This window comes from Manganibacter manganicus (genome assembly GCF_002075885.1).
Lineage (GTDB): Bacteria > Pseudomonadota > Alphaproteobacteria > Rhizobiales > Rhizobiaceae > Mesorhizobium > Mesorhizobium manganicum.
In genome coordinates, this window is the sequence record NZ_MDET01000033.1 from 1 (window position 1) to 19,574 (window position 19,574).

The following is a 19,574-nucleotide window of genomic DNA, read 5'->3' on the forward strand; positions in this document are numbered from 1 at the left end:
CTGACGATGCGGTGTTGAAGCTGTTCGAGGATGGCTCCTACGAACTTGTGCCGCATGACAATATGCGCAAGACGATTGCGCGGCGGCTGGTCGAGGCGAAATCCACCATCCCGCATTTCTATCTGACGCTCGATTGCGAACTGGATGCGCTGCTGGCCTTGCGAAAACAACTCAATGGCGCGGCCCCGATGAAGAAGACCGAGCATGGCGAGGTTCCCGCCTACAAGCTTTCGGTCAACGACCTGATCATCAAGGCGATGGCCATGGCTTTGATGGCGGTGCCGGATGCCAATGCGTCCTGGACCGAAAGCGCCATGGTCAAGCACAGGCATGCCGATGTCGGCGTTGCGGTTTCCATTCCCGGTGGGCTGATCACGCCGATCGTGCGCAAAGCCGACGAGAAAAGCCTGTCGGCGATCTCCAACGAGATGAAGGACATGGCCAAACGCGCGCGCGAGCGCAAGCTGAAGCCGGAAGAATATCAGGGCGGCACGACAGCCGTCTCCAATCTCGGCATGTTCGGCATCAAGGACTTTGCCGCCGTGATCAACCCGCCGCATGCGACGATCCTGGCGGTGGGTGCGGGCGAGGAGCGGCCTGTGGTCAAAAATGGCGAGATTGCCATCGCCACCGTGATGTCGGTGACGCTTTCGACCGACCATCGCGCCGTCGACGGGGCGCTGGGCGCCGAACTGCTCGGGGCCTTCAAGCGCCTCGTCGAAAACCCCATGGCCATGCTGGTGTAGGACGCGGCGGGATGAAAACCGTCCTCTGCTACGGCGATTCGCTAACTTGGGGCTTCAACGCCGAAGGTGGCAGGCACCCTTTTGAGGACCGCTGGCCGAACGTCCTTCAGGCGGCTCTGGATCATTCCGTTCGGGTCATAGCCGAAGGGTTGAATGGCCGCACCACCGCCTACGACGAATACAATGCCGGCGCGGACCGCAATGGCGCGCGCATCCTGCCCACCATCGTGATGACCCATACGCCCCTCGATCTGGTCATCTTCCTGCTCGGCACTAATGACATGAAGCCCTGGATTCACGGTAATCCGGTGGCTGCGAAGCAGGGCATGCAAAGCCTGGTCGAGACCGTGCGAAGCCACGATTATGGCTGGCCGACGCCGCAAATCCTAATCGTCGCGCCACCCGTGGTGAGTCATACCGAGAACGTCGAATTCAAAGAGATGTTCTCCGGTGGAGAAGCCTCGTCGAAACACCTTGCGCCGCTTTATGCGGCGCTCGCCGAGGAAATGGGCTGCTGCTTTTTCGACGCCTCTACGGTCGCGACGACCACGCCGCTCGACGGTGTCCACCTCGACGCGAAGAACACGCGAAAGATCGGCGAGGCGCTGGCTCCGATCGTATGCGCGATGCTGGAAACCAAGGAGACCTTCCGTGGCTGATAATTACGACGTCATCATCATCGGCTCCGGTCCGGGCGGCTACGTCACCGCGGTGCGAGCAGCACAGCTTGGCTTCAAGACCGCGATCGTAGAGCGTGAGCATCTCGGCGGCATCTGCCTCAACTGGGGCTGTATACCAACCAAGGCTCTACTGCGCTCGGCCGAAATCATGCACTACAGTGACCACCTCAAGGATTATGGCCTGAAACTCGAGGGTAAGGTGGTGCCCGATACGGTTGCCGTGGTCGACCGTTCGCGGAAGGTTTCGGCCCGCCTCAATGGCGGCGTCGGCTTTCTGATGAAAAAGAACAAGGTCGATGTGATCTGGGGCGAGGCCAAACTCACCAAGGCGCCCCTGGAAGGAAAATCGGGGGAGATCGTCGTATCCAAGACCGCGAAGAAGCCGATGGAACCGCAGCATCCTGCACCGAAGGGCACAAAGGGCGAGGGCACCTATACCGCCACGCACATCATCATTGCCACCGGCGCGCGCCCACGCGTGCTGCCTGGCATCGAGCCGGACGGCAAGTTGATCTGGACTTACTTCGAAGCAATGGTGCCGAAGGAATTACCGAAATCGCTGCTGGTCATGGGCTCCGGTGCCATCGGCATCGAGTTCGCCTATTTCTACCGCACGATGGGCGTAGATGTGACGGTGGTGGAAGTGATGCCGCAGGTCATGCCGGTCGAGGATGTCGAGGTTTCGAAATTCGCGCAGAAGCAGTTTGAAAAGCAGGGCATGAAGATCCTGCTTGAAGCCAAGGTGACGAAGGTCGAGAAGGGCGCCAATTCGGTCACGGCCCATATCGAGAAAAAGGACGGGACGCTTGAAAAGATCACCGCCGATCGCATGATTTCGGCTGTCGGCGTACAAGGCAACATCGAAAATCTCGGGCTCGAAGCTCTGGGCGTGAAGACCGACCGAGGCTGTATCGCCGTTGATGGTTACGGCCGCACCAATATCACCGGCCTCTACGCCATCGGCGATGTCGCCGGGCCACCCATGCTTGCCCACAAGGCCGAGCATGAAGGCGTCATCTGCGTGGAGAAGATCGCGAATCTGCCTGGCGTCCACGCTCTCGACAAGTCGCTGATTCCCGGCTGCACCTATTGCAGCCCGCAGGTTGCCTCGGTCGGGCTGACCGAAGCCAAAGCCAAAGAGGCCGGTTACGACATCCGCGTCGGCCGTTTCCAATTCGGCGCCAATGGTAAGGCCATCGCCCTCGGGGAGGACCAGGGTTTTATCAAGACCGTCTTCGACAAGAAGACCGGGCAGTTGCTGGGTGCCCATATGATCGGCGCGGAAGTGACCGAACTGATCCAGGGGTTCGTCGTGGCCATGAATCTCGAAACGACGGAAGAAGAACTGATGCACACCGTTTTCCCGCATCCAACGCTCTCGGAGATGATGAAGGAAAGTGTCCTCGACGCTTACGGGCGTGCGCTCAACGCGTAAGGCTTGCATCCGGAGGCAGGATCATGGAACCTGTTGACCTTAAACATCGTTTCCAAGTGCGTTTTAATGTAGCACAGAAGGAGAGGGTATATGGACGTCAATGGCGTAGGTTGGATCGGTGCCATCATCATTGGTGGCTTGGCGGGCTGGCTCGCGGAAATGGTCATGAAGAGCAACACCGGCATCTTCATGAACATTATCCTCGGAATCATCGGTGCGGTGGTTTTGAACGCGATTCTCGCGGCGCTTCACATCGCGAGTTTCGGTACGGGTTGGCTGGCCTATCTGATTACAGGCTTCATCGGTGCGTGCATCCTGATTTTCGCAGGGCGCTTGATTCGTCGCTGACCCGCATACCAAGATCATGCAAAAGGGTCGCCCTGGCGTGCGCCAAGGCGACCTTTTTCTTTACCGTCAAAAGTCTTAGATGAAGCGGACAAATTGAAGACCGCCGGTGCTTGAAGGAAACGGAACGAAAATGGTCACCGTTCTCGATAATATCGCCAATCCGCCGCGTGTGCGGCATCCGGAGAAAGCGCATCGGCCTGATCAGGAGGTGCTGCGCAAGCCGGAGTGGATCCGCGTCAAAGCGCCGGTCTCCAAAGGTTATGCCGAGACGCGCGAGATAGTGAAGTCGAACAAACTGGTGACGGTTTGTGAGGAAGCCGGATGCCCCAACATCGGCGAATGCTGGGAAAAGAAGCACGCTACCTTCATGATCATGGGCGAAATCTGCACGCGCGCCTGTGCGTTCTGCAATGTCGCCACCGGTTTGCCGCTGCCGCTCGACGCGGACGAACCAGCACGCGTTGCCAAGGCGGTAAAGACAATGGGCCTGACCCATGTCGTCATCACCTCGGTTGACCGAGACGACCTTGCCGATGGCGGCGCACAGCACTTTGCTGATGTGATCCACGCCATTCGCGCAGCCACGCCCGCGACCACCATCGAAATCCTGACACCGGATTTCCTGCGCAAGGAAGGGGCGCTTGAGATCGTCGTCGCGGCAAAGCCGGATGTGTTCAATCACAACCTGGAAACGGTGCCGTCGAATTATCTGACGGTGCGTCCCGGTGCTCGCTACTTTCATTCCATCCGGCTGCTGCAGCGCGTTAAGGAACTCGACCCGTCGATTTTCACCAAGTCCGGCATCATGGTCGGGCTGGGCGAAGAGCGCAACGAGGTCCTGCAATTGATGGACGATCTGCGCTCGGCCAATGTCGATTTCATGACCATCGGGCAGTATCTGCAACCGTCGAAGAAACACCATCCGGTGATCCGTTTCATCACACCGGAAGAGTTTAAATCCTTCGAGACAATCGGCAGGACCAAAGGCTTTCTGCTGGTTGCCTCAAGTCCGCTGACACGTTCATCGCATCACGCCGGCGAGGATTTCGCCCGGCTGCGGGCGGCACGCGAAGCCAGTCTCAAGAAATTGGCGTAGCAAACTGATTTCATGCCGAAATTCGAAGCCACACGCCGCGTCCCCCATAGCCCGGACGAGATGTTCGCCCTGGTTGCCGACATTGAAAAATATCCGCAATTCGTACCTCTATGCGAGTCGCTGAGCATACGCTCGCGCAAGGAGCGCGATGGTCGCAGTGTGCTGATCGCCGACATGAGTGTCGGCTATAAGGCCATTCGCGAAACCTTCACCACTCAGGTTCTGCTGAAGCCCGAGGATAAGGTCATCGATGTCAAATATATCGATGGCCCCTTCAAGTATCTCAGCAATGTCTGGAGCTTTGAGCCGGCGAGCGACGGCTGTTTCGTACGCTTCTTTATCGACTATGAATTCAAGAGCCGACTGCTTGCGGCGGTGATGGGCACGATGTTTGACCGCGCTTTTCGCATGTTTGCCGAAGCGTTCGAGAAGCGGGCGGATGTGGTTTACGGCCGCGGCGAACCGTCAGCTTGAACATGATCGTCCAGTGCGCGCAACCCCATAATCAGCGCATGTCGGCAGGTTTCACGACGAATGAAATCGCGGCCATTGTTTTCAAAGGTGCGGCTTTCCGTGATGGCCGGCTTGCCCTTCAGCGCAAGGCCGAACCATACCAGCCCGACCGGCTTTTCCGCGCTGCCACCATCGGGACCGGCAATACCCGTAACGGCCAAAGCAATGCCGGCGTGAGAACGCGCCAGCGCGCCTATGGCCATCTCCCGCGCGGTTGGTGAGGACACAGCGCCATATGCTTCGAGTGTGGCTGCACGCACGCCCAGCATTTCCATTTTTGCCTCGTTGGAATAAGTCACGAAACCGCGATCGACCATGGAAGAAGAGCCGGGAATATCTGTCATGGCCGCAATAATCAGCCCACCTGTGCAACTCTCGGCGGTCGCCACCAAAATCTTGTGTCGCGCACAGGCCTTGAGAAGGCGATCGGCCAGTGTGCCGATTTCTGTTCGCGTCACTTCGCCGACGTCATCCGGCTCATTCATTCTGGCACCTCGCCCGGGTAGATAACACTTGCGGTCGCGATCGCGGCAATGCCTTCTTCTCGCCCGATGAAGCCAAGCCGTTCGTTCGTGGTTGCCTTGATCGAGACGCGGTCGGCGGAAATCGCCAGCATGGCGGAAAGGGCCGCGGTCATCGTCTCGCGATGTGGACCGATTTTCGGCGCCTCGCAAATCAGTGTGATGTCGGTATTAACGATGCGTCCTCCATGAGTTCGGATCAGTTTAGCCGCATGCTCGACAAAGATATGCGACGGCGCATCTTTCCATTGCGGATCGGACGGCGGGAAATGCGTGCCGATATCTCCCGCACCGCAAGTAGCAAGCAAAGCGTCTGTAAGTGCGTGCAAGCCGACATCGGCATCGGAGTGACCGCTGAGTTTCTTGTCATGCGGGATCGCAACGCCGCACAAAACGACCTGATCGCCAGCTTCGAAGGCATGGACGTCATAGCCATTGCCGGTGCGAATATCCGGGAAGCTCGAGCTTGAACCCTTAAGTATTTGATCGGCCATGGAAATATCTCTTGCCCAAGTCAGTTTGATGTTGTCTGGCGAGCCGGGAACGAGCCTGACCGGGATCCGCGCCCATTCGGCAATTGCGGCATCGTCGGTGAAATCCAGCCGTCCGCTGTCATAGGCTTGCTCATGAGCAGCCAGAATAAGAGCAAAAGGAAAGCCTTGCGGGGTTTGCGCGGCATGAAGGCCCGCACGGGAAACAGTCTCGCCGACAAATCCGCCCAAGGCTTCGCGCTTCAACGTATCGGCAACAGGGACTGCCGCAAGCGCCCCGCTGCGCTCACCGATTGCCTCGATGGTACGCCCTATCAATTCCGGGTCAGCGAAGGGCCGCACGGCATCATGGATCAACACCTTGTCCGGCGCGCTGTCCTTCAGTGCAAGAAGGCCGAACCGTACGGATTCCTGTCTTGTCTGCCCGCCGATCACGGTCGTCACCCGGTCGGAATGGACGCTTGCCGCCGCATGAAAGAGTGCGTGGTCGTCCGCATGGATGGCGACAACGATATGCCCGACATTCGGATGCGCCAGAAATGCCTCTAGCGTGTGCGCGATGATAGCTCGGTTGCCGATACGACGATATTGCTTAGGCCCGTCGCCTTGTCCGGCCCGTTCGCCGCGGCCCGCCGCGACGATGACGACAGCGGCCTTGGAAACGATCGCGATGTCTGGATCCTGGTCCGTCATCGGTTTTATGCGTGCATCCGCCGAAACTGAGGGTCAATGGCTCTTAGTCGCGTGGCGCCTTGAAGGCCAGCTTTTTCCTGAACACCGATAAAACGCCCGGTTTGCATTGCACAATATCCAGGCTCTGATTAGAGAATAGGCACAGCAACAATGTGCACGGTTTTTATGCATGTATGACACTGCAGTTTTGGTTCAGCCGTTGCGGATCGGCCCTGTTGCGATCCGCAATCGAGTGTTCCTTGCACCCATGTCGGGCGTCACGGATGAGCCATTCCGCCGGCGCGCCTATGAACATGGCGCTGGCCTCGTCGTTTCGGAAATGGTGGCCAGCGGTGAATTGGCTCGTGGGCGGATGGGCTTTGATCTGCGCATTCGCCATTCCGGCCTTCCTGTCCATATGGTGCAACTCGCGGGTCGCGAAGCGCATCATATGCGCGAAGCCGCGCGTATAGCCGAAGGCGAGGGCGCCGACATTATCGATATCAATATGGGCTGCCCCGCCAAGAAGGTAACGGGCGGCTATGCCGGTTCGGCCTTGATGCGCGACCTCGATCATGCATTGACCCTGATCGATGCCGTCATTGATGCGGTCAAGGTTCCCGTGACGCTGAAGACACGGCTCGGCTGGGACGAGAACGCTCTGAACGCCCCGGACTTGGCGCGGCGTGCCGAACAGGCCGGTATTCGTATGGTCACGATCCATGGCCGCACCCGTTGCCAGTTTTACAAAGGCAAGGCGGATTGGCCGGCGATCCGCCAGATCAAGAATGCAGTCTCAATTCCTGTTGTCGCCAATGGCGATGTCAGTTCCACTGCAGATGCAGTAGCGCTGCTGGAAGTATCGGGTGCCGATGCGGTGATGGTTGGCCGTGCGCATTACGGCGCACCATGGCTGGCCGGAAGCATAGTAGCGGAGATGTGCAGTAAGCCGGCTAGCGCGGCATTGGCCGATTATGTCATCTCGCACTATGAGGACATGCTGCTTCTTTATGGTGTTGAAAGTGGCGTACGCCAGGCCCGCAAGCATCTCGGCTGGTATCTCGACCGCCATGCCCCGACCACATCTCCGGAACAACGCAAGACCATTCTCACCTCTTTCGATCCTAGGCAGGTCATTGCGGAACTGCGTGAGGCGTTCAGATGGGCGGGCTGTGCTCGACATGGCAGACTGCGGAGTGCTGCATGACTGGCAGCATCACCGCGAAACCGGCGGATGCCGCACAGATCGTCCTGAATACGATCCGCCGCCCGATCATTATGGTCCGGGCCGATGGCCTGATTACTTTCGCTAACGCCGATGCGGAGGATTTCTTCCGTTCAAGCGCATCGATTCTTACCCGAAACGCCCTCGCGCATCTGATCCCCTATGGTAGCCCGCTGCTGACACTGATCGATCAGGTGCGGGAACGCTCGATTCCCGTCAATGAATACCGTGTCGATCTTTCTTCGCCCCGCCTCGGTATCGAGAAAGTGGTCGATCTCTATGCCGCGCCGGTAGCGGAATATCCGGGTTCTGTCGTCGTCATGTTTCAGGAACGATCCATGGCCGACAAGATCGATCGCCAGATGACGCATCGTGGCGCTGCCCGGTCTGTTACAGGTCTTGCCGCCATGCTGGCGCATGAGATCAAGAACCCGCTCTCGGGCATTCGTGGCGCCGCGCAATTACTCGAACTGTCGGCGACTGATGAGGATCGCGCACTAACTCGGCTCATCACAGATGAGACCGATCGCATCGTGGCGCTGGTCGATCGCATGGAAGTCTTTTCCGACGAGCGACCAATCGACCGCTGTCCTGTCAATATCCATGTCGTTCTGGATCATGTAAAAACTGTCGCCAGAAACGGATTTGCTCGCAAGATCAGAATATTGGAGGATTATGATCCATCACTTCCTCAGGTTTATGCCAACCGCGACCAACTCGTTCAGATATTCCTCAACCTGATCAAGAACGCATCGGAGGCCATTGGCAGCGACCCGCATGGTGAGATCACGCTTTCGACCGCATTCAAGCCGGGTATTCGCGTTTCGGTACCAGGGACGCAGGAGCGGGTTTCCCTGCCGTTGGAATTCTGCGTTCATGATAACGGGCCGGGTGTATCGGAAGATCTCCTCCCGATTCTTTTCGACCCGTTCATCACCACCAAAACAAACGGCTCGGGGTTAGGGCTTGCGCTTGTGGCCAAACTCGTCGGCGAGCATGGCGGCATCGTCGAGTGCGATTCGGCATCGCACGGCACGACATTCCGGGTTCTGATGCCTGCGTGGAAAGAAGCCGTGCCCGCAGCCAATACCTCTGACGAGAAGGAGGTTGTTAAATGAGCGCCCAAGGCCGCATTCTGGTTGCAGACGACGACGCGGCAATCCGCACCGTGCTCAACCATGCCTTGTCGCGCGCCGGTCATGAAGTGCGGGCTACGTCCAGCGCAGCAACGCTCTGGCGGTGGATTGCGGCGGGCGAGGGCGACCTCGTCATCACCGATGTGGTTATGCCCGACGAAAACGCATTCGACCTGTTACCGCGCATCCGCAAAGCGCGGCCGGAATTGCCTGTTATCGTGATGAGCGCGCAGAACACCTTCATGACCGCGATCCGCGCCTCGGAAGCGGGCGCCTACGAGTACCTGCCAAAACCTTTCGATCTCACCGAACTGCTCAACATCGTCGGCCGTGCACTTGCCGAACCAAGCCGCCCAAACGCCGAGCAACGGGCCGAAGAGCAATTCGAAAGCATGCCGCTTGTCGGTCGCTCGGCCGCCATGCAGGACATATACCGCATGCTGGCGCGCATGATGCAGACCGATCTCACGGTCATGATCGGCGGCGAATCGGGCACCGGCAAGGAACTGGTGGCGCGTGCGCTGCATGAATATGGGCGCCGTAGAAGCGGCCCGTTCGTTGCGATTAACATGGCGGCAATCCCACGCGATTTGATCGAATCCGAACTGTTCGGCCATGAGAAAGGCGCTTTTACCGGCGCGCAGAGCCGCTCAACCGGACGGTTTGAGCAGGCAGAAGGCGGCACTCTCTTCCTCGATGAAATCGGCGACATGCCGATGGAAGCGCAGACGCGTCTGCTGCGCGTGTTGCAGCAAGGCGAATATACCACTGTTGGCGGACGAACGCCGATCAAGGCCGACGTGCGTATCGTCGCCGCCACCAACAAGGATTTGCGTACGCTCATCAATCAGGGGCTGTTCCGCGAGGATCTCTTTTATCGGTTGAATGTTGTGCCGTTGCGCCTGCCGGCCTTGCGGGAACGTGCAGAAGACATTCCGGACCTGGCGCGGCATTTCTTCCAACTCGGTGCCAGGCAGGGACTGCAAGTAAAGCGAATCTCGGCGACCGGCATCGAGCGCATGAAAGGTTATCCGTGGCCGGGCAATGTGCGCGAACTGGAAAACCTGATACGCCGGCTTGCCGCGCTCTACCCGCAGGACGAAATATCAGTCGAAATTATCGAAGCTGAACTGCGCAATGGAGAAATGGCTGCGCCTTTCAATGGTGACACCTTATCAAAGGAAGAGCAGTCGATCAGTTTGGCCGTGGAGCAGAATCTACAGCGCTATTTTGCGTCCTTTTTCGGCGAATTGCCGCCCGCGGGACTCTACCAGCGTATTCTGACTGAAGTTGAGTATCCGCTGATTCTCGCAGCTATGACAGCGACGCGCGGCAATCAGATCAAGGCAGCGGAATTGCTTGGCTTGAACCGCAACACGTTGCGCAAGAAAATCCGCGAACTCGGCGTGACCACACATCCCGCGCCGCGATAGCAGCGTTCTGCGCAGCGAAAACTTTGCGGATCACCAACCTTGTTGCATAATCGCCACAATGCGTTGCATAGATGTGACGCAATTGATTGTTTCAAGCAGCGGCATGGCGATTCAGTTTTCGACCTTGAAGGGCTTGCGCTTTCCTAAGGCGCGAACGCGGGAATCCCGACGGTTCCAGGCATTGCCGGGTATTCTGGCCATTGCCGGCGCACTGCTGACCGCCGCCATTTCTTTTGTCATCCTGGTCGGTGTTACGCCTATTGCCCCCGACCGCAACATCACGCTGGTGCTGATCGGCGCCAACGCTGCGTTCATTCTCATTCTGGCGGTGCTGATTGGGCGTGAAATCAAGCGCATCGTCATGGCGCGGCGTGTCGGCAAAGCGGCTTCGCGCCTGCATGTGCGGATCGTTACCATGTTCGCGCTCGTGGCCGCGATCCCGGCGATCATGGTTGCACTTGTCGCCTCGGCGACGCTGAATGTCGGACTCGATCGCTGGTTCGAGATCCGGACCAAAACCATTATCAATTCCTCGCTGTCGATCGCCGACGCCTATGTGCAGGAGAACGCCCGCAACCTTCAGGGCACGACGCTTTCCATGGCCTACGATCTCGATAGCGCCAGAACGCTTTACGGGTTGGATCGCACGGGATTCCTCGATCTTCTGACCAAGGAGGCGATTGGCCGTGGTCTGGCCCATGCCGCTCTGGTCAAACCTGACGGCTCTTTCGTGATGAGCGCCCAGACCGACGCCGATTTCGCTATGCCGGAACCGCCGGAAGGTTCGGTGAAAGAGGCGGAGAACGGCCGACCGCTCCTCATTGCACCGGTTACGCGCAACATCATGGGGGCAATCGTCAAGCTGCACCAGATCGAAGGCCTCTACCTCTATACGATCAAGCTCGTCGATCCCGAGGTGATCAAGGCGCGGCGCATTGTCCATGCCAATGTTGATGAATATCGCGGGTTGGAGGCCAATCGACGTCCTTCACAGATTGCCTTCGCACTGCCTTATCTGTCGCTGACGCTGATCATCATCCTCTCAGCCATCTGGACAGGTATTGCGGTGGCCGACCGTCTGGTTCGCCCGATCCGCCAATTGATCGGCGCCGCCGATGAAGTCGCCACCGGCAATCTCGATGTCTCGGTGCCGGTGCGCCCATCGGACGGTGATGTCGCCTCGTTGGGCGACACGTTCAACAACATGCTTCTGGAGTTAAAAACCCAGAGAAACGAACTGCTTTCAGCCAAGGATCTGATCGACGAGAGACGGCGCTTCTCCGAAGCGGTTCTGTCGGGCGTTACGGCAGGTGTCATCGGTGTCGATTCGGACGGTACGGTCACCATCGTAAACCGGTCCGCCGAAACCATGTTGGCGCTTTCGTCACGCGCAGCGCTTGGCAAGAACCTTTCAACTTTGTTGCCCCTTGTCGGGCGCGTCTTCGAGATTGGACGACAAGGCGCAAAGCCGGTCTATCGTGAACAGGTGACATTCTATCGCGGCGGCATCGAACGGACATTCAATGTCCAGGTCACGATCGAGGAGGAGGACGACGATCCGGATGAAAAATCCTATGTGGTGACAGTGGACGACATCACCGATCTTGTTCAGGCGCAGCGATCTTCCGCCTGGGCGGACGTCGCGCGGCGCATCGCCCACGAAATCAAGAACCCGTTAACGCCGATCCAGCTCTCCGCCGAGCGCATCAAGCGTCGCTACGGCAAAGTAATCACCGAGGATCGGGAAGTGTTCGACCAATGCACCGACACGATCATTCGGCAGGTGGGCGATATCGGCCGCATGGTGGACGAGTTTTCGTCCTTTGCGCGCATGCCGAAACCGGAAAAGCAGGCGATCGATCTGCGCGAGCCGCTGCGCGAGGCGTCCTTCCTGGTTGAGGTCAGCCGGTCGGATGTCGATTTCGAACGCGATTTCGGCAGCGAGCCGCTAAATGGTATGCTCGATAGCCGCCTGCTGGCACAGGCGTTCGGCAACGTTATCAAGAACGCCTCGGAAGCAATGGAAGGCATCGAGCGGCAAGAAGGGGAGCGAAGCGCCATCCGCATCCAGGCGAGGCAACAGGGCAACACGATCCGGGTCGATGTTATCGACAACGGCAAGGGTCTGCCCCGTGAGCATCGGCAGCGTCTGCTCGAACCCTATATGACGACTCGCGAGAAAGGTACTGGCCTTGGCCTCGCAATCGTCAAGAAGATCGTTGAAGACCATGGCGGCAGGTTGGAATTGCACGATGCGCCTGCTGATTTTCACGACGGGCAGGGGGCCATGGTCAGCATAATCCTGCCGGCGGCTGCTGCGGCCGATCAAGAAAAAGCGGCACAAGAAGGAAAAACGGAAAAGGTCGATCATGGCGTCTGACATTCTGATCGTGGATGATGAGGAAGACATTCGCGAACTCGTAGCGGGCATATTGAGCGATGAAGGCCATGAGACGCGCACGGCGCATCATGCCGACAGTGCACTGGCGGCTATTGCCGATCGGGCGCCGCGTCTGATCTTTCTCGACATCTGGTTGCAAGGCTCCCGGCTTGATGGACTGGCCTTGCTTGACGAGATCAAGACCATGCATCCCAACATGCCGGTGGTGATGATTTCCGGCCACGGCAATATCGAAACGGCAGTATCCGCTATCCGTCGCGGCGCTTATGATTTTATCGAAAAGCCGTTCAAGTCGGACCGCCTGATCCTGGTCGCCGAGCGGGCGTTGGAAACCTCCAAACTCAAGCGAGAGGTTTCCGATCTGAAGATGCGCAGCGGCGAAACATTCGACCTGATCGGCATGTCGTCGGCGATGAGTCAGTTGCGCCAGACGATAGAACGCGTGGCACCAACCAACAGTCGGATCATGATCATTGGGCCGTCAGGATCAGGTAAGGAGCTTGCCGCGCGCGCCATCCATGCCCTGTCCACCCGCAAGAGCGGGCCTTTCGTGACGCTGAGCGCGGCAAACATCACGCCGGAGCGCATGGAGATCGAGCTTTTCGGCACCGAATCCAACGGGACCGAGCGCAAAGTCGGCGCACTCGAAGAGGCTCATCGGGGCATTCTCTACATCGACGAAGTCGCCGACATGCCGCGCGAGACGCAAAACAAGATTCTGCGCGTTTTGGTAGAGCAGCAATTCGAGCGGGTGGGGGGCACCAAGCGCGTCAAGGTCGATGTGCGGATCATCTCCTCGACCTCGCAGAATCTGGAGGCCATGATTGCCGACGGGCGTTTCCGTGAGGATCTTTACCATCGCCTGGCGGTTGTCCCCGTCATGGTGCCAGGCCTTGCCGAGCGTCGCGAAGACATCCCCTATCTGGTGGACAGCTTCATGAAGCAGATCGCCCGCCAAACCGGCATCAGGCCGCGCCGTATCGGCGATGACGCCATGGCGGTGCTCCAAGCGCACAATTGGCCCGGTAATGTGCGTCAGTTGCGCAACAATGTGGAGCGGCTAATGATCCTGGCACGCGGCGACAACGCCGACGCGCCGATCACCGCCGATCTCCTGCCCAGCGAGATCGGCGACGTGATGCCACGAACCCCGAACCAGTCCGACCAGCACATCATGGCTCTGCCGTTGCGGGAAGCGCGTGAGCAATTCGAGAAAGATTACCTCGTCGCGCAGATCAATCGCTTTGGCGGCAACATTTCCAAGACGGCGGAGTTCATCGGTATGGAACGATCAGCCCTGCACAGGAAATTGAAATCGCTTGGCGTTTGATATTCCGTTGGCTGGCCCAGTCATTTGTGCATGCCGCGCGAACCAGAATCGCCTAAAAACCGATTGCATTTTGAGGGATGATCCATGCCGCGCATTGCCTATGTGAACGGACGTTACCTCGCCCATTCGGCGGCTGCCGTTCATATCGAAGATCGTGGCTATCAGTTCAGCGATGGCGTATATGAAATGTGCGAGATTGCGCGCGGCTATATCATCGATATGAAACGCCATCTCGACCGGTTGAACCGGTCGCTCTCGGAACTGTCGATCGAATGGCCTGTCACCCGCTCGGCGCTGATTGTCGTCATGCGTGAGGTGGTGCGGCGCAACGGCGTCAGGAACGGCTTAGTCTATCTTCAGGTCACGCGTGGTGTCGCGCCGCGCGATCATGCTTTTCCGAAGCCAGGAACCCGTTCCTCGCTGGTTGTAACGGCAAAAAGGATCGCCCCCTCGGCTACCGCGAAGAAAGCGGAAACCGGACTGAAAATCATTACGGTGCCTGAAAACCGTTGGGATAGGGTGGATATCAAGAGTGTCAGCCTGTTGCCCAATGTGCTGGCCAAGCAACAAGCGCGTGAGGCCGGTGCTCAGGAGGCATGGTTCATCGATGCCGAGGGGACGGTGAAGGAGGGCGCCTCCAGCAATGCGTGGATCGTCACCCAGGATGGGGCACTGGTAACCCGCCCCGCCGATCACGGCATATTGCGTGGAATCACGCGCACGACCCTGTTTGACGTCGCGGCAAAACTCGGCATGAAGATTGAGGAGCGCGCGTTTTCGGTGGCCGAGGCAAAAGCGGCCCGAGAAGTTTTCATCTCCTCCGCAACCACCATAGCCATACCGGTCGTCGACATCGATGGAGAAACGGTGGCCAACGGCCATCCTGGCTCCATAACACTTTCCTTGCGCGAGGCATTTTTTGACATTGCGGAAAAAAGTCCGGCCTGATAACCGCTTGGACTCGTGAACACCAACAATCTCGTTCTGCTGGCCGTAGGGGCGGCAGGCGGTTTGCGAGCTTGACATGCGGCACTTATTTTGGCGCATTGGCAGCAACCGCAGGGGACCGGCGAAAGAAAAGAACAATGGCGGATCGTTCGCAGAATCTTCAGGATCTCTTTCTCAATTCAGTTCGCAAGAGCAAGAATCCGCTCACAATTTTTCTCATCAACGGCGTCAAACTGACGGGCGTTGTGACATCCTTTGATAATTTCTGCGTCCTTCTGCGTCGCGACGGGCATTCGCAGCTTGTCTACAAGCATGCCATTTCAACCATCATGCCCAGCCAACCGGTCCAGATGTTCGACGCCGAAGATAATCAGGGCGACTGATTGAAACATCCTCTCGGTACGGCGCATAGCGGCGGCCACACGCTTCCAGTTCACGAGGCCGGCGCGCGTGCCAAAGAGGCTACGCGCGCAATTGTCATCGTGCCTGTTCTTGCACGCCAGCAATCTGTTGACGACGCGGGCCGACAGCATCTGGTCCGCTCGTCGCAGGCGCGTCATGACGAAGCGGTCGGCTTGGCGCGCGCCATCGACCTCGATCTCGTTCATACCGATGTCGTCACGCTCAACGATCCGCGTCCCGCAACTTTGCTTGGCAGCGGCAAGGTGGCCGAGTTCGCCGAGATCGTGAAGGAGAAGAAAGCAGAACTGGTGATTGTCGATCACCCGCTGACACCGGTCCAGCAGCGGAATCTCGAAAAGGAAATGAACGTCAAGGTGCTCGACCGTACCGGGCTCATTCTCGAGATTTTCGGCGAACGGGCGCGCACCAAGGAAGGCACGCTTCAGGTCGAACTGGCTCACCTCAACTACCAGAAAGGACGCCTGGTTCGGAGCTGGACACACCTCGAGCGCCAGCGCGGTGGCGCAGGTTTTCTCGGCGGCCCCGGCGAAACCCAGATCGAGGCCGATCGGCGCATGTTGCAGGAAAAGATCATCAAGCTGAAGCGCGAACTGGAGACCGTGCGCCGCACGCGCGATCTGCACCGCGCCAAGCGCAAGAAGGTGCCGTTCCCCGTGGTCGCGATCGTCGGCTACACCAATGCAGGTAAATCGACGCTGTTCAATCGGCTTACAGGGGCAGGGGTGTTGGCAGAGAACATGCTGTTCGCGACGCTCGACCCGACCTTGCGCCGACTACGCCTTCCGCACGGTACGCCGATCATCCTGTCGGACACGGTGGGCTTCATTTCCGACCTGCCGACCCATCTTGTGGCCGCCTTCCGGGCGACGCTGGAAGAGGTGGTCGAGGCTGATTTGGTTCTGCATGTGCGCGACATTTCCGATCCGGATACGGCTGCTCAGGCGGAAGATGTGGCGCATATTCTTGCCGATCTTGGCGTTGATGCGAGCGATCAGGGGCGCGTCGTTGAAGTCTGGAACAAGATCGACCGGCTGGACGAGAGCAGCCGCGCACATCTGCAATCTGGCCAAAACAATGACGGTCGGTCTCCCGCAGCGATCTCCGCGGTGACAGGCGAGGGGCTGGATCATCTGATCGCCGTTATCGAGGCGCGGGTCTCCGGTGATCTGGAAACATTGACGGCGACGTTGAAACCGCCGGAACTTGCCCTTCTGGATTGGCTGTACCGCAATAGCGAGGTACTGGCGCGCAAAGACAATGACGACGGCAGCGTCACGCTTTCGCTTACGATGACGCATAGTGCGCGCGACGACCTTCAAAACCGTTTGAAGCACAAGATCAAAGAGTAGGCGTGGCTGGCCATGGCATCCGTTCAGCCATGTTCCGTAGAGTTATTCCTTGCATTTGGCCTCCTGCCAAAGCGTCTCCATCTCGCCCAGCGTGGCGTTCTCAAGTGATTTGCCGGAAGCATTCAGAGCACGTTCGACGTGATGGAAACGGCTACGGAACTTCTCGTTGGTTCCGGCAAGCGCGACCTCGGAATCGAGCGCCAAATGCCGCCCGAGATTGACGATTGCAAACAGCATATCGCCGAATTCATCCTTGATCGCAGCGTCGTCGCCACCGGCCAGCGCCTCGCGCAATTCGCCGATTTCCTCTTCTATCTTGTCGAGAATCGGAACTGCCTCGCTCCAGTCGAAGCCGACGCGCGCCGCCTTTTGCTGCAGTTTCAAGGCGCGGGTCAAAGCGGGCAGGGCGACCGGGATACTATCCAGATAACCCTCGCCATGGTCTTCCGGATCAAGGCCACGGGCCATGCGATGACTGCGTTTTTCGGTCCTTTCCTCAGCCTTGATCATCTCCCACATGCCCTTGGCCATGCCTGCGCTGCGCGCCTTTTCGTCGCCGAAAACATGCGGATGCCGGCGGATCATCTTCGTGGTGATGGCCTCGACCACATCGGGAAATGAAAATTCGCCGATCTCCTCGGCCATCCGCGCGTGATAAACGACCTGCAGGAGGAGGTCGCCAAGTTCGTCGCGCAGATCATCGAGATTTTCGCGCGCAATGGCGTCGGCAACCTCATAGGCTTCCTCGACCGTATAGGGTGCAATGGTCGAAAAATTCTGCTCCACGTCCCACGGGCAACCGGTATGTGGCGCTCGCAAGGCCGCCATAATCTCGATCAGCCGGGATATGTCCTTCGAGGGCTTCATCCCCGATCAACCCAGAACCGAGACAATGGCCTTGGCCAGCCAATCCATCCTGTCTTCCGGCAGGCCGGCAACATTGATGCGGCTGTCGCCCACCATATAGATGCCATGCTCGGCCCGCAGACGCTCCACCTGTGTCTCGGACAGACCCAGCCGCGAGAACATGCCGCGATGCCGGGCAACAAAATCGAAACGGTCGGAGTTGGACTGCCGGCGAAGCGCATCGGCGAAGCGCACGCGAAGAGCGAGTATGCGCTGCCGCATCGCTTCCAGTTCGTCCTGCCAGTTCGCGCGAAGGGCAGGGTCGGCAAGCACCATCCGCACCGCGGCGGCGCCATGATCGGGCGGCATCGAATAAAGCGTACGGGCCGCGGATGCCATCTGGCCAACCGCCAGTTCCGCTCGATCGCTGGTCTGCGCCATCACCAGCGCAGCACCGACACGGTCGCGATAAACGGCGAAATTCTTGGAACAGCTTGCCGCCACGATCATTTCGGGCACCTTTTGCGCCAGAACCCGCAAGCCTGCCGCGTCTGCCTCAAGTCCATCGCCAAAGCCCTGATAGGCAATATCGACAAACGGAACGAGGTTTTGCGCTACAATACGATCGGCAATCACCCGCCATTGATCGATATTCAAATTGGCTCCGGTCGGATTGTGGCAGCAACCGTGCAGAAGAACCACGTCTCCCGCGTTTGCATGTCGTAACGCTTCCAGCATCGCGTCGAAACGGATTGAGCCCGATTGAACGTCAAAATACGGGTATTCGGCCGTCCCCAAGCCGGCGCCGCGAATGATCTGGCCATGATTGGGCCATGTCGGATCGGACAGCCAGACCGTGGCGTTTGGCGTGCTTCGCTTCGCGAGGTCTGCGCACAATCGCAGCGCACCGGAACCACCCGGTGCCTGAATGGCACGGATACGGCCGGCATCCGCGTCGGAACCGAAAATGAGCTCGATCATCGCTGTGTTGAAGGCCGCATCGCCAGCCGGACCGAGATAAGTCTTGGACTGCTGTTCGTTCAAAAGACGCTTCTCGGCCTCCCGAACGGCGCGCATGACCGGCGTCGCGCCATTGCGATCCTTATAGACGCCCACACCGAGATCGATCTTGTCGGGTCGCGGATCGTCCCGGTAGACAGCCATCATGGCAAGAATCTTGTCGGCGGCAGCAGGCTGGAGATCTTCAAACATGGCAAGGTTGCTCGTTGAGGAATGGCAGCGGGGATAGATACGCAATCCACCGGAAACCTGCCAGCGATTTTACCGAAGGGCCTGATTTCAGGCCGTTAGGACGCCGCATCTAAAAGTCGCATAAGATAGATTATGGAACCTGCGAGCGGTTTTGTTTGTGTTGCATTTTGTCAACGGCGGAGCAAAATCAGGCCATTGGGCGGCGCAAAAGTAGGCCACTTCGCGCCGCAAGTGGGGAACGTCGGGAGGGCGTAGCCCGACCAGAGTTTCCCGCTTGCGGCGTCGGCGATTTTTGTGAGGGTTTCAGCCAGCCTTTCGGGCGCGGCTTTGAGCGAGACGGTAGCTATCGCCGTTCATCTCGAGAATGTTGACGTGGTGGGTGATGCGGTCGAGCAGAGCGCCGGTCAGGCGTTCCGACCCCAGCGTTTCCGTCCATTCGTCAAAAGGAAGATTGCTGGTGATCAGGGTCGCACCGCGCTCGTAGCGTTGCGAGATCAGCTCGAACAGCAATTCTGCCCCGGTCTTGGAGAGCGGCACGAAGCCGAGCTCATCGATGATGAGGAGCTTGTAGCCAGCCGTCTGCTTCTGGAAGCGTAGCAGACGCCGTTCGTCGCGGGCCTCCATCATCTCGCTGACCAGGGCGGCAGCGGTAATGAAGCCGACGGGAAGGCCCTTCTGACACGCCGCCAGGCCGAGGCCGAGCGCGACATGGGTCTTGCCCGTGCCGCTGGGACCGAGCGCGATGACGTTCTCGCGGCGCTCGATCCAT

19 protein-coding genes are annotated in these 19,574 nt (G+C 58.7%); 14 read left to right on the forward strand and 5 right to left on the reverse strand.

The window, feature by feature from the left end; translation table 11 throughout:
* The 6 genes from BFN67_RS17305 to BFN67_RS17330 all read left to right on the forward strand — a co-directional run.
* Positions 1–746: 2-oxo acid dehydrogenase subunit E2 (locus BFN67_RS17305; protein WP_192856865.1), on the forward strand; the 746-nt coding region annotated here is incomplete at its 5' end.
* A gap of 11 nt (positions 747–757) precedes the next feature.
* Positions 758–1,405 (forward strand): SGNH/GDSL hydrolase family protein, encoded by a 648-nt coding sequence (locus BFN67_RS17310; RefSeq protein ID WP_080920790.1) that lies wholly within the window; start codon positions 758–760, stop codon positions 1,403–1,405.
* Complete coding sequence (lpdA, locus tag BFN67_RS17315) at positions 1,398–2,861, forward strand: dihydrolipoyl dehydrogenase (RefSeq protein WP_080920791.1); 1,464 nt, start codon at positions 1,398–1,400, stop codon at positions 2,859–2,861. The genes BFN67_RS17310 and lpdA overlap by 8 nt, the downstream gene beginning before the upstream one ends.
* Positions 2,862–2,951: 90 nt before the next feature.
* Positions 2,952–3,209, forward strand: a complete 258-nt coding sequence (locus tag BFN67_RS17320; RefSeq protein ID WP_080920792.1) for a GlsB/YeaQ/YmgE family stress response membrane protein — start codon at positions 2,952–2,954, stop codon at positions 3,207–3,209.
* A 130-nt stretch (positions 3,210–3,339) separates the two neighbouring features.
* Positions 3,340–4,305: a lipoyl synthase gene (lipA, locus tag BFN67_RS17325; RefSeq protein WP_080920793.1), complete on the forward strand. Its 966-nt coding sequence runs from the start codon at positions 3,340–3,342 to the stop codon at positions 4,303–4,305.
* A 12-nt stretch (positions 4,306–4,317) separates the two neighbouring features.
* Positions 4,318–4,779, forward strand: coding sequence for a type II toxin-antitoxin system RatA family toxin (locus BFN67_RS17330; RefSeq protein WP_080920794.1), 462 nt, complete (start codon positions 4,318–4,320; stop codon positions 4,777–4,779).
* On the opposite strand, the gene BFN67_RS17335 is transcribed toward BFN67_RS17330, so the two are convergent.
* Positions 4,752–5,303, reverse strand: coding sequence for a CinA family protein (locus BFN67_RS17335; protein WP_080920795.1), 552 nt, complete (start codon positions 5,301–5,303; stop codon positions 4,752–4,754). The two genes, BFN67_RS17330 and BFN67_RS17335, sit on opposite strands and share 28 nt — an antisense overlap.
* Positions 5,300–6,523, reverse strand: a complete 1,224-nt coding sequence (locus BFN67_RS17340) for a bifunctional 2-C-methyl-D-erythritol 4-phosphate cytidylyltransferase/2-C-methyl-D-erythritol 2,4-cyclodiphosphate synthase (RefSeq protein WP_080920796.1) — start codon at positions 6,521–6,523, stop codon at positions 5,300–5,302. Before BFN67_RS17340 ends, BFN67_RS17335 begins: the two co-directional genes overlap by 4 nt.
* Positions 6,524–6,692: 169 nt before the next feature.
* Between BFN67_RS17340 and dusB the strand changes: the two genes are divergently transcribed.
* The 8 genes from dusB (at position 6,693) to hflX (ending at position 16,747) form a co-directional block, all read left to right on the forward strand.
* Positions 6,693–7,709 carry a tRNA dihydrouridine synthase DusB gene (gene dusB, locus BFN67_RS17345; protein WP_080920797.1) on the forward strand — a complete coding sequence of 339 codons (1,017 nt, stop codon included), beginning with the start codon at positions 6,693–6,695 and terminating at the stop codon, positions 7,707–7,709.
* Positions 7,706–8,845 carry a two-component system sensor histidine kinase NtrB gene (locus BFN67_RS17350; protein ID WP_080920798.1) on the forward strand — a complete coding sequence of 380 codons (1,140 nt, stop codon included), beginning with the start codon at positions 7,706–7,708 and terminating at the stop codon, positions 8,843–8,845. The genes dusB and BFN67_RS17350 overlap by 4 nt, the downstream gene beginning before the upstream one ends.
* Positions 8,842–10,296 carry a nitrogen regulation protein NR(I) gene (ntrC, locus tag BFN67_RS17355; RefSeq protein ID WP_080920799.1) on the forward strand — a complete coding sequence of 485 codons (1,455 nt, stop codon included), beginning with the start codon at positions 8,842–8,844 and terminating at the stop codon, positions 10,294–10,296. Before BFN67_RS17350 ends, ntrC begins: the two co-directional genes overlap by 4 nt.
* A 58-nt stretch (positions 10,297–10,354) precedes the next feature.
* A complete protein-coding gene (locus BFN67_RS17360) occupies positions 10,355–12,676 on the forward strand; it encodes a sensor histidine kinase NtrY-like (RefSeq protein WP_425349796.1) in 2,322 nt (773 codons plus the stop codon).
* Positions 12,666–14,027 carry a nitrogen assimilation response regulator NtrX gene (ntrX, locus tag BFN67_RS17365; protein ID WP_080920800.1) on the forward strand — a complete coding sequence of 454 codons (1,362 nt, stop codon included), beginning with the start codon at positions 12,666–12,668 and terminating at the stop codon, positions 14,025–14,027. Before BFN67_RS17360 ends, ntrX begins: the two co-directional genes overlap by 11 nt.
* An 84-nt stretch (positions 14,028–14,111) precedes the next feature.
* Positions 14,112–14,975: a D-amino-acid transaminase gene (locus tag BFN67_RS17370; protein WP_080920801.1), complete on the forward strand. Its 864-nt coding sequence runs from the start codon at positions 14,112–14,114 to the stop codon at positions 14,973–14,975.
* Between the two features lie 137 nt (positions 14,976–15,112).
* Positions 15,113–15,358 (forward strand): RNA chaperone Hfq, encoded by a 246-nt coding sequence (gene hfq / locus BFN67_RS17375; protein ID WP_080920802.1) that lies wholly within the window; start codon positions 15,113–15,115, stop codon positions 15,356–15,358.
* Entirely contained in the window at positions 15,359–16,747 is a 1,389-nt protein-coding gene (gene hflX / locus BFN67_RS17380) for a GTPase HflX (RefSeq protein WP_080920803.1), read from the forward strand.
* Between the two features lie 42 nt (positions 16,748–16,789).
* Here hflX and mazG read toward each other — a convergent pair whose 3' ends face one another.
* The 3 genes from mazG to BFN67_RS17395 all read right to left on the reverse strand — a co-directional run.
* Positions 16,790–17,614 (reverse strand): nucleoside triphosphate pyrophosphohydrolase, encoded by an 825-nt coding sequence (gene mazG / locus BFN67_RS17385; protein ID WP_080920804.1) that lies wholly within the window; start codon positions 17,612–17,614, stop codon positions 16,790–16,792.
* Between the two features lie 6 nt (positions 17,615–17,620).
* Positions 17,621–18,805, reverse strand: coding sequence for an amino acid aminotransferase (locus BFN67_RS17390; RefSeq protein ID WP_080920805.1), 1,185 nt, complete (start codon positions 18,803–18,805; stop codon positions 17,621–17,623).
* Positions 18,806–19,108: 303 nt separating this feature from the next.
* Positions 19,109–19,574, reverse strand: a 466-nt coding sequence (locus BFN67_RS17395) for an ATP-binding protein (RefSeq protein WP_139789142.1), incomplete at its 5' end; no start/stop codon positions are given.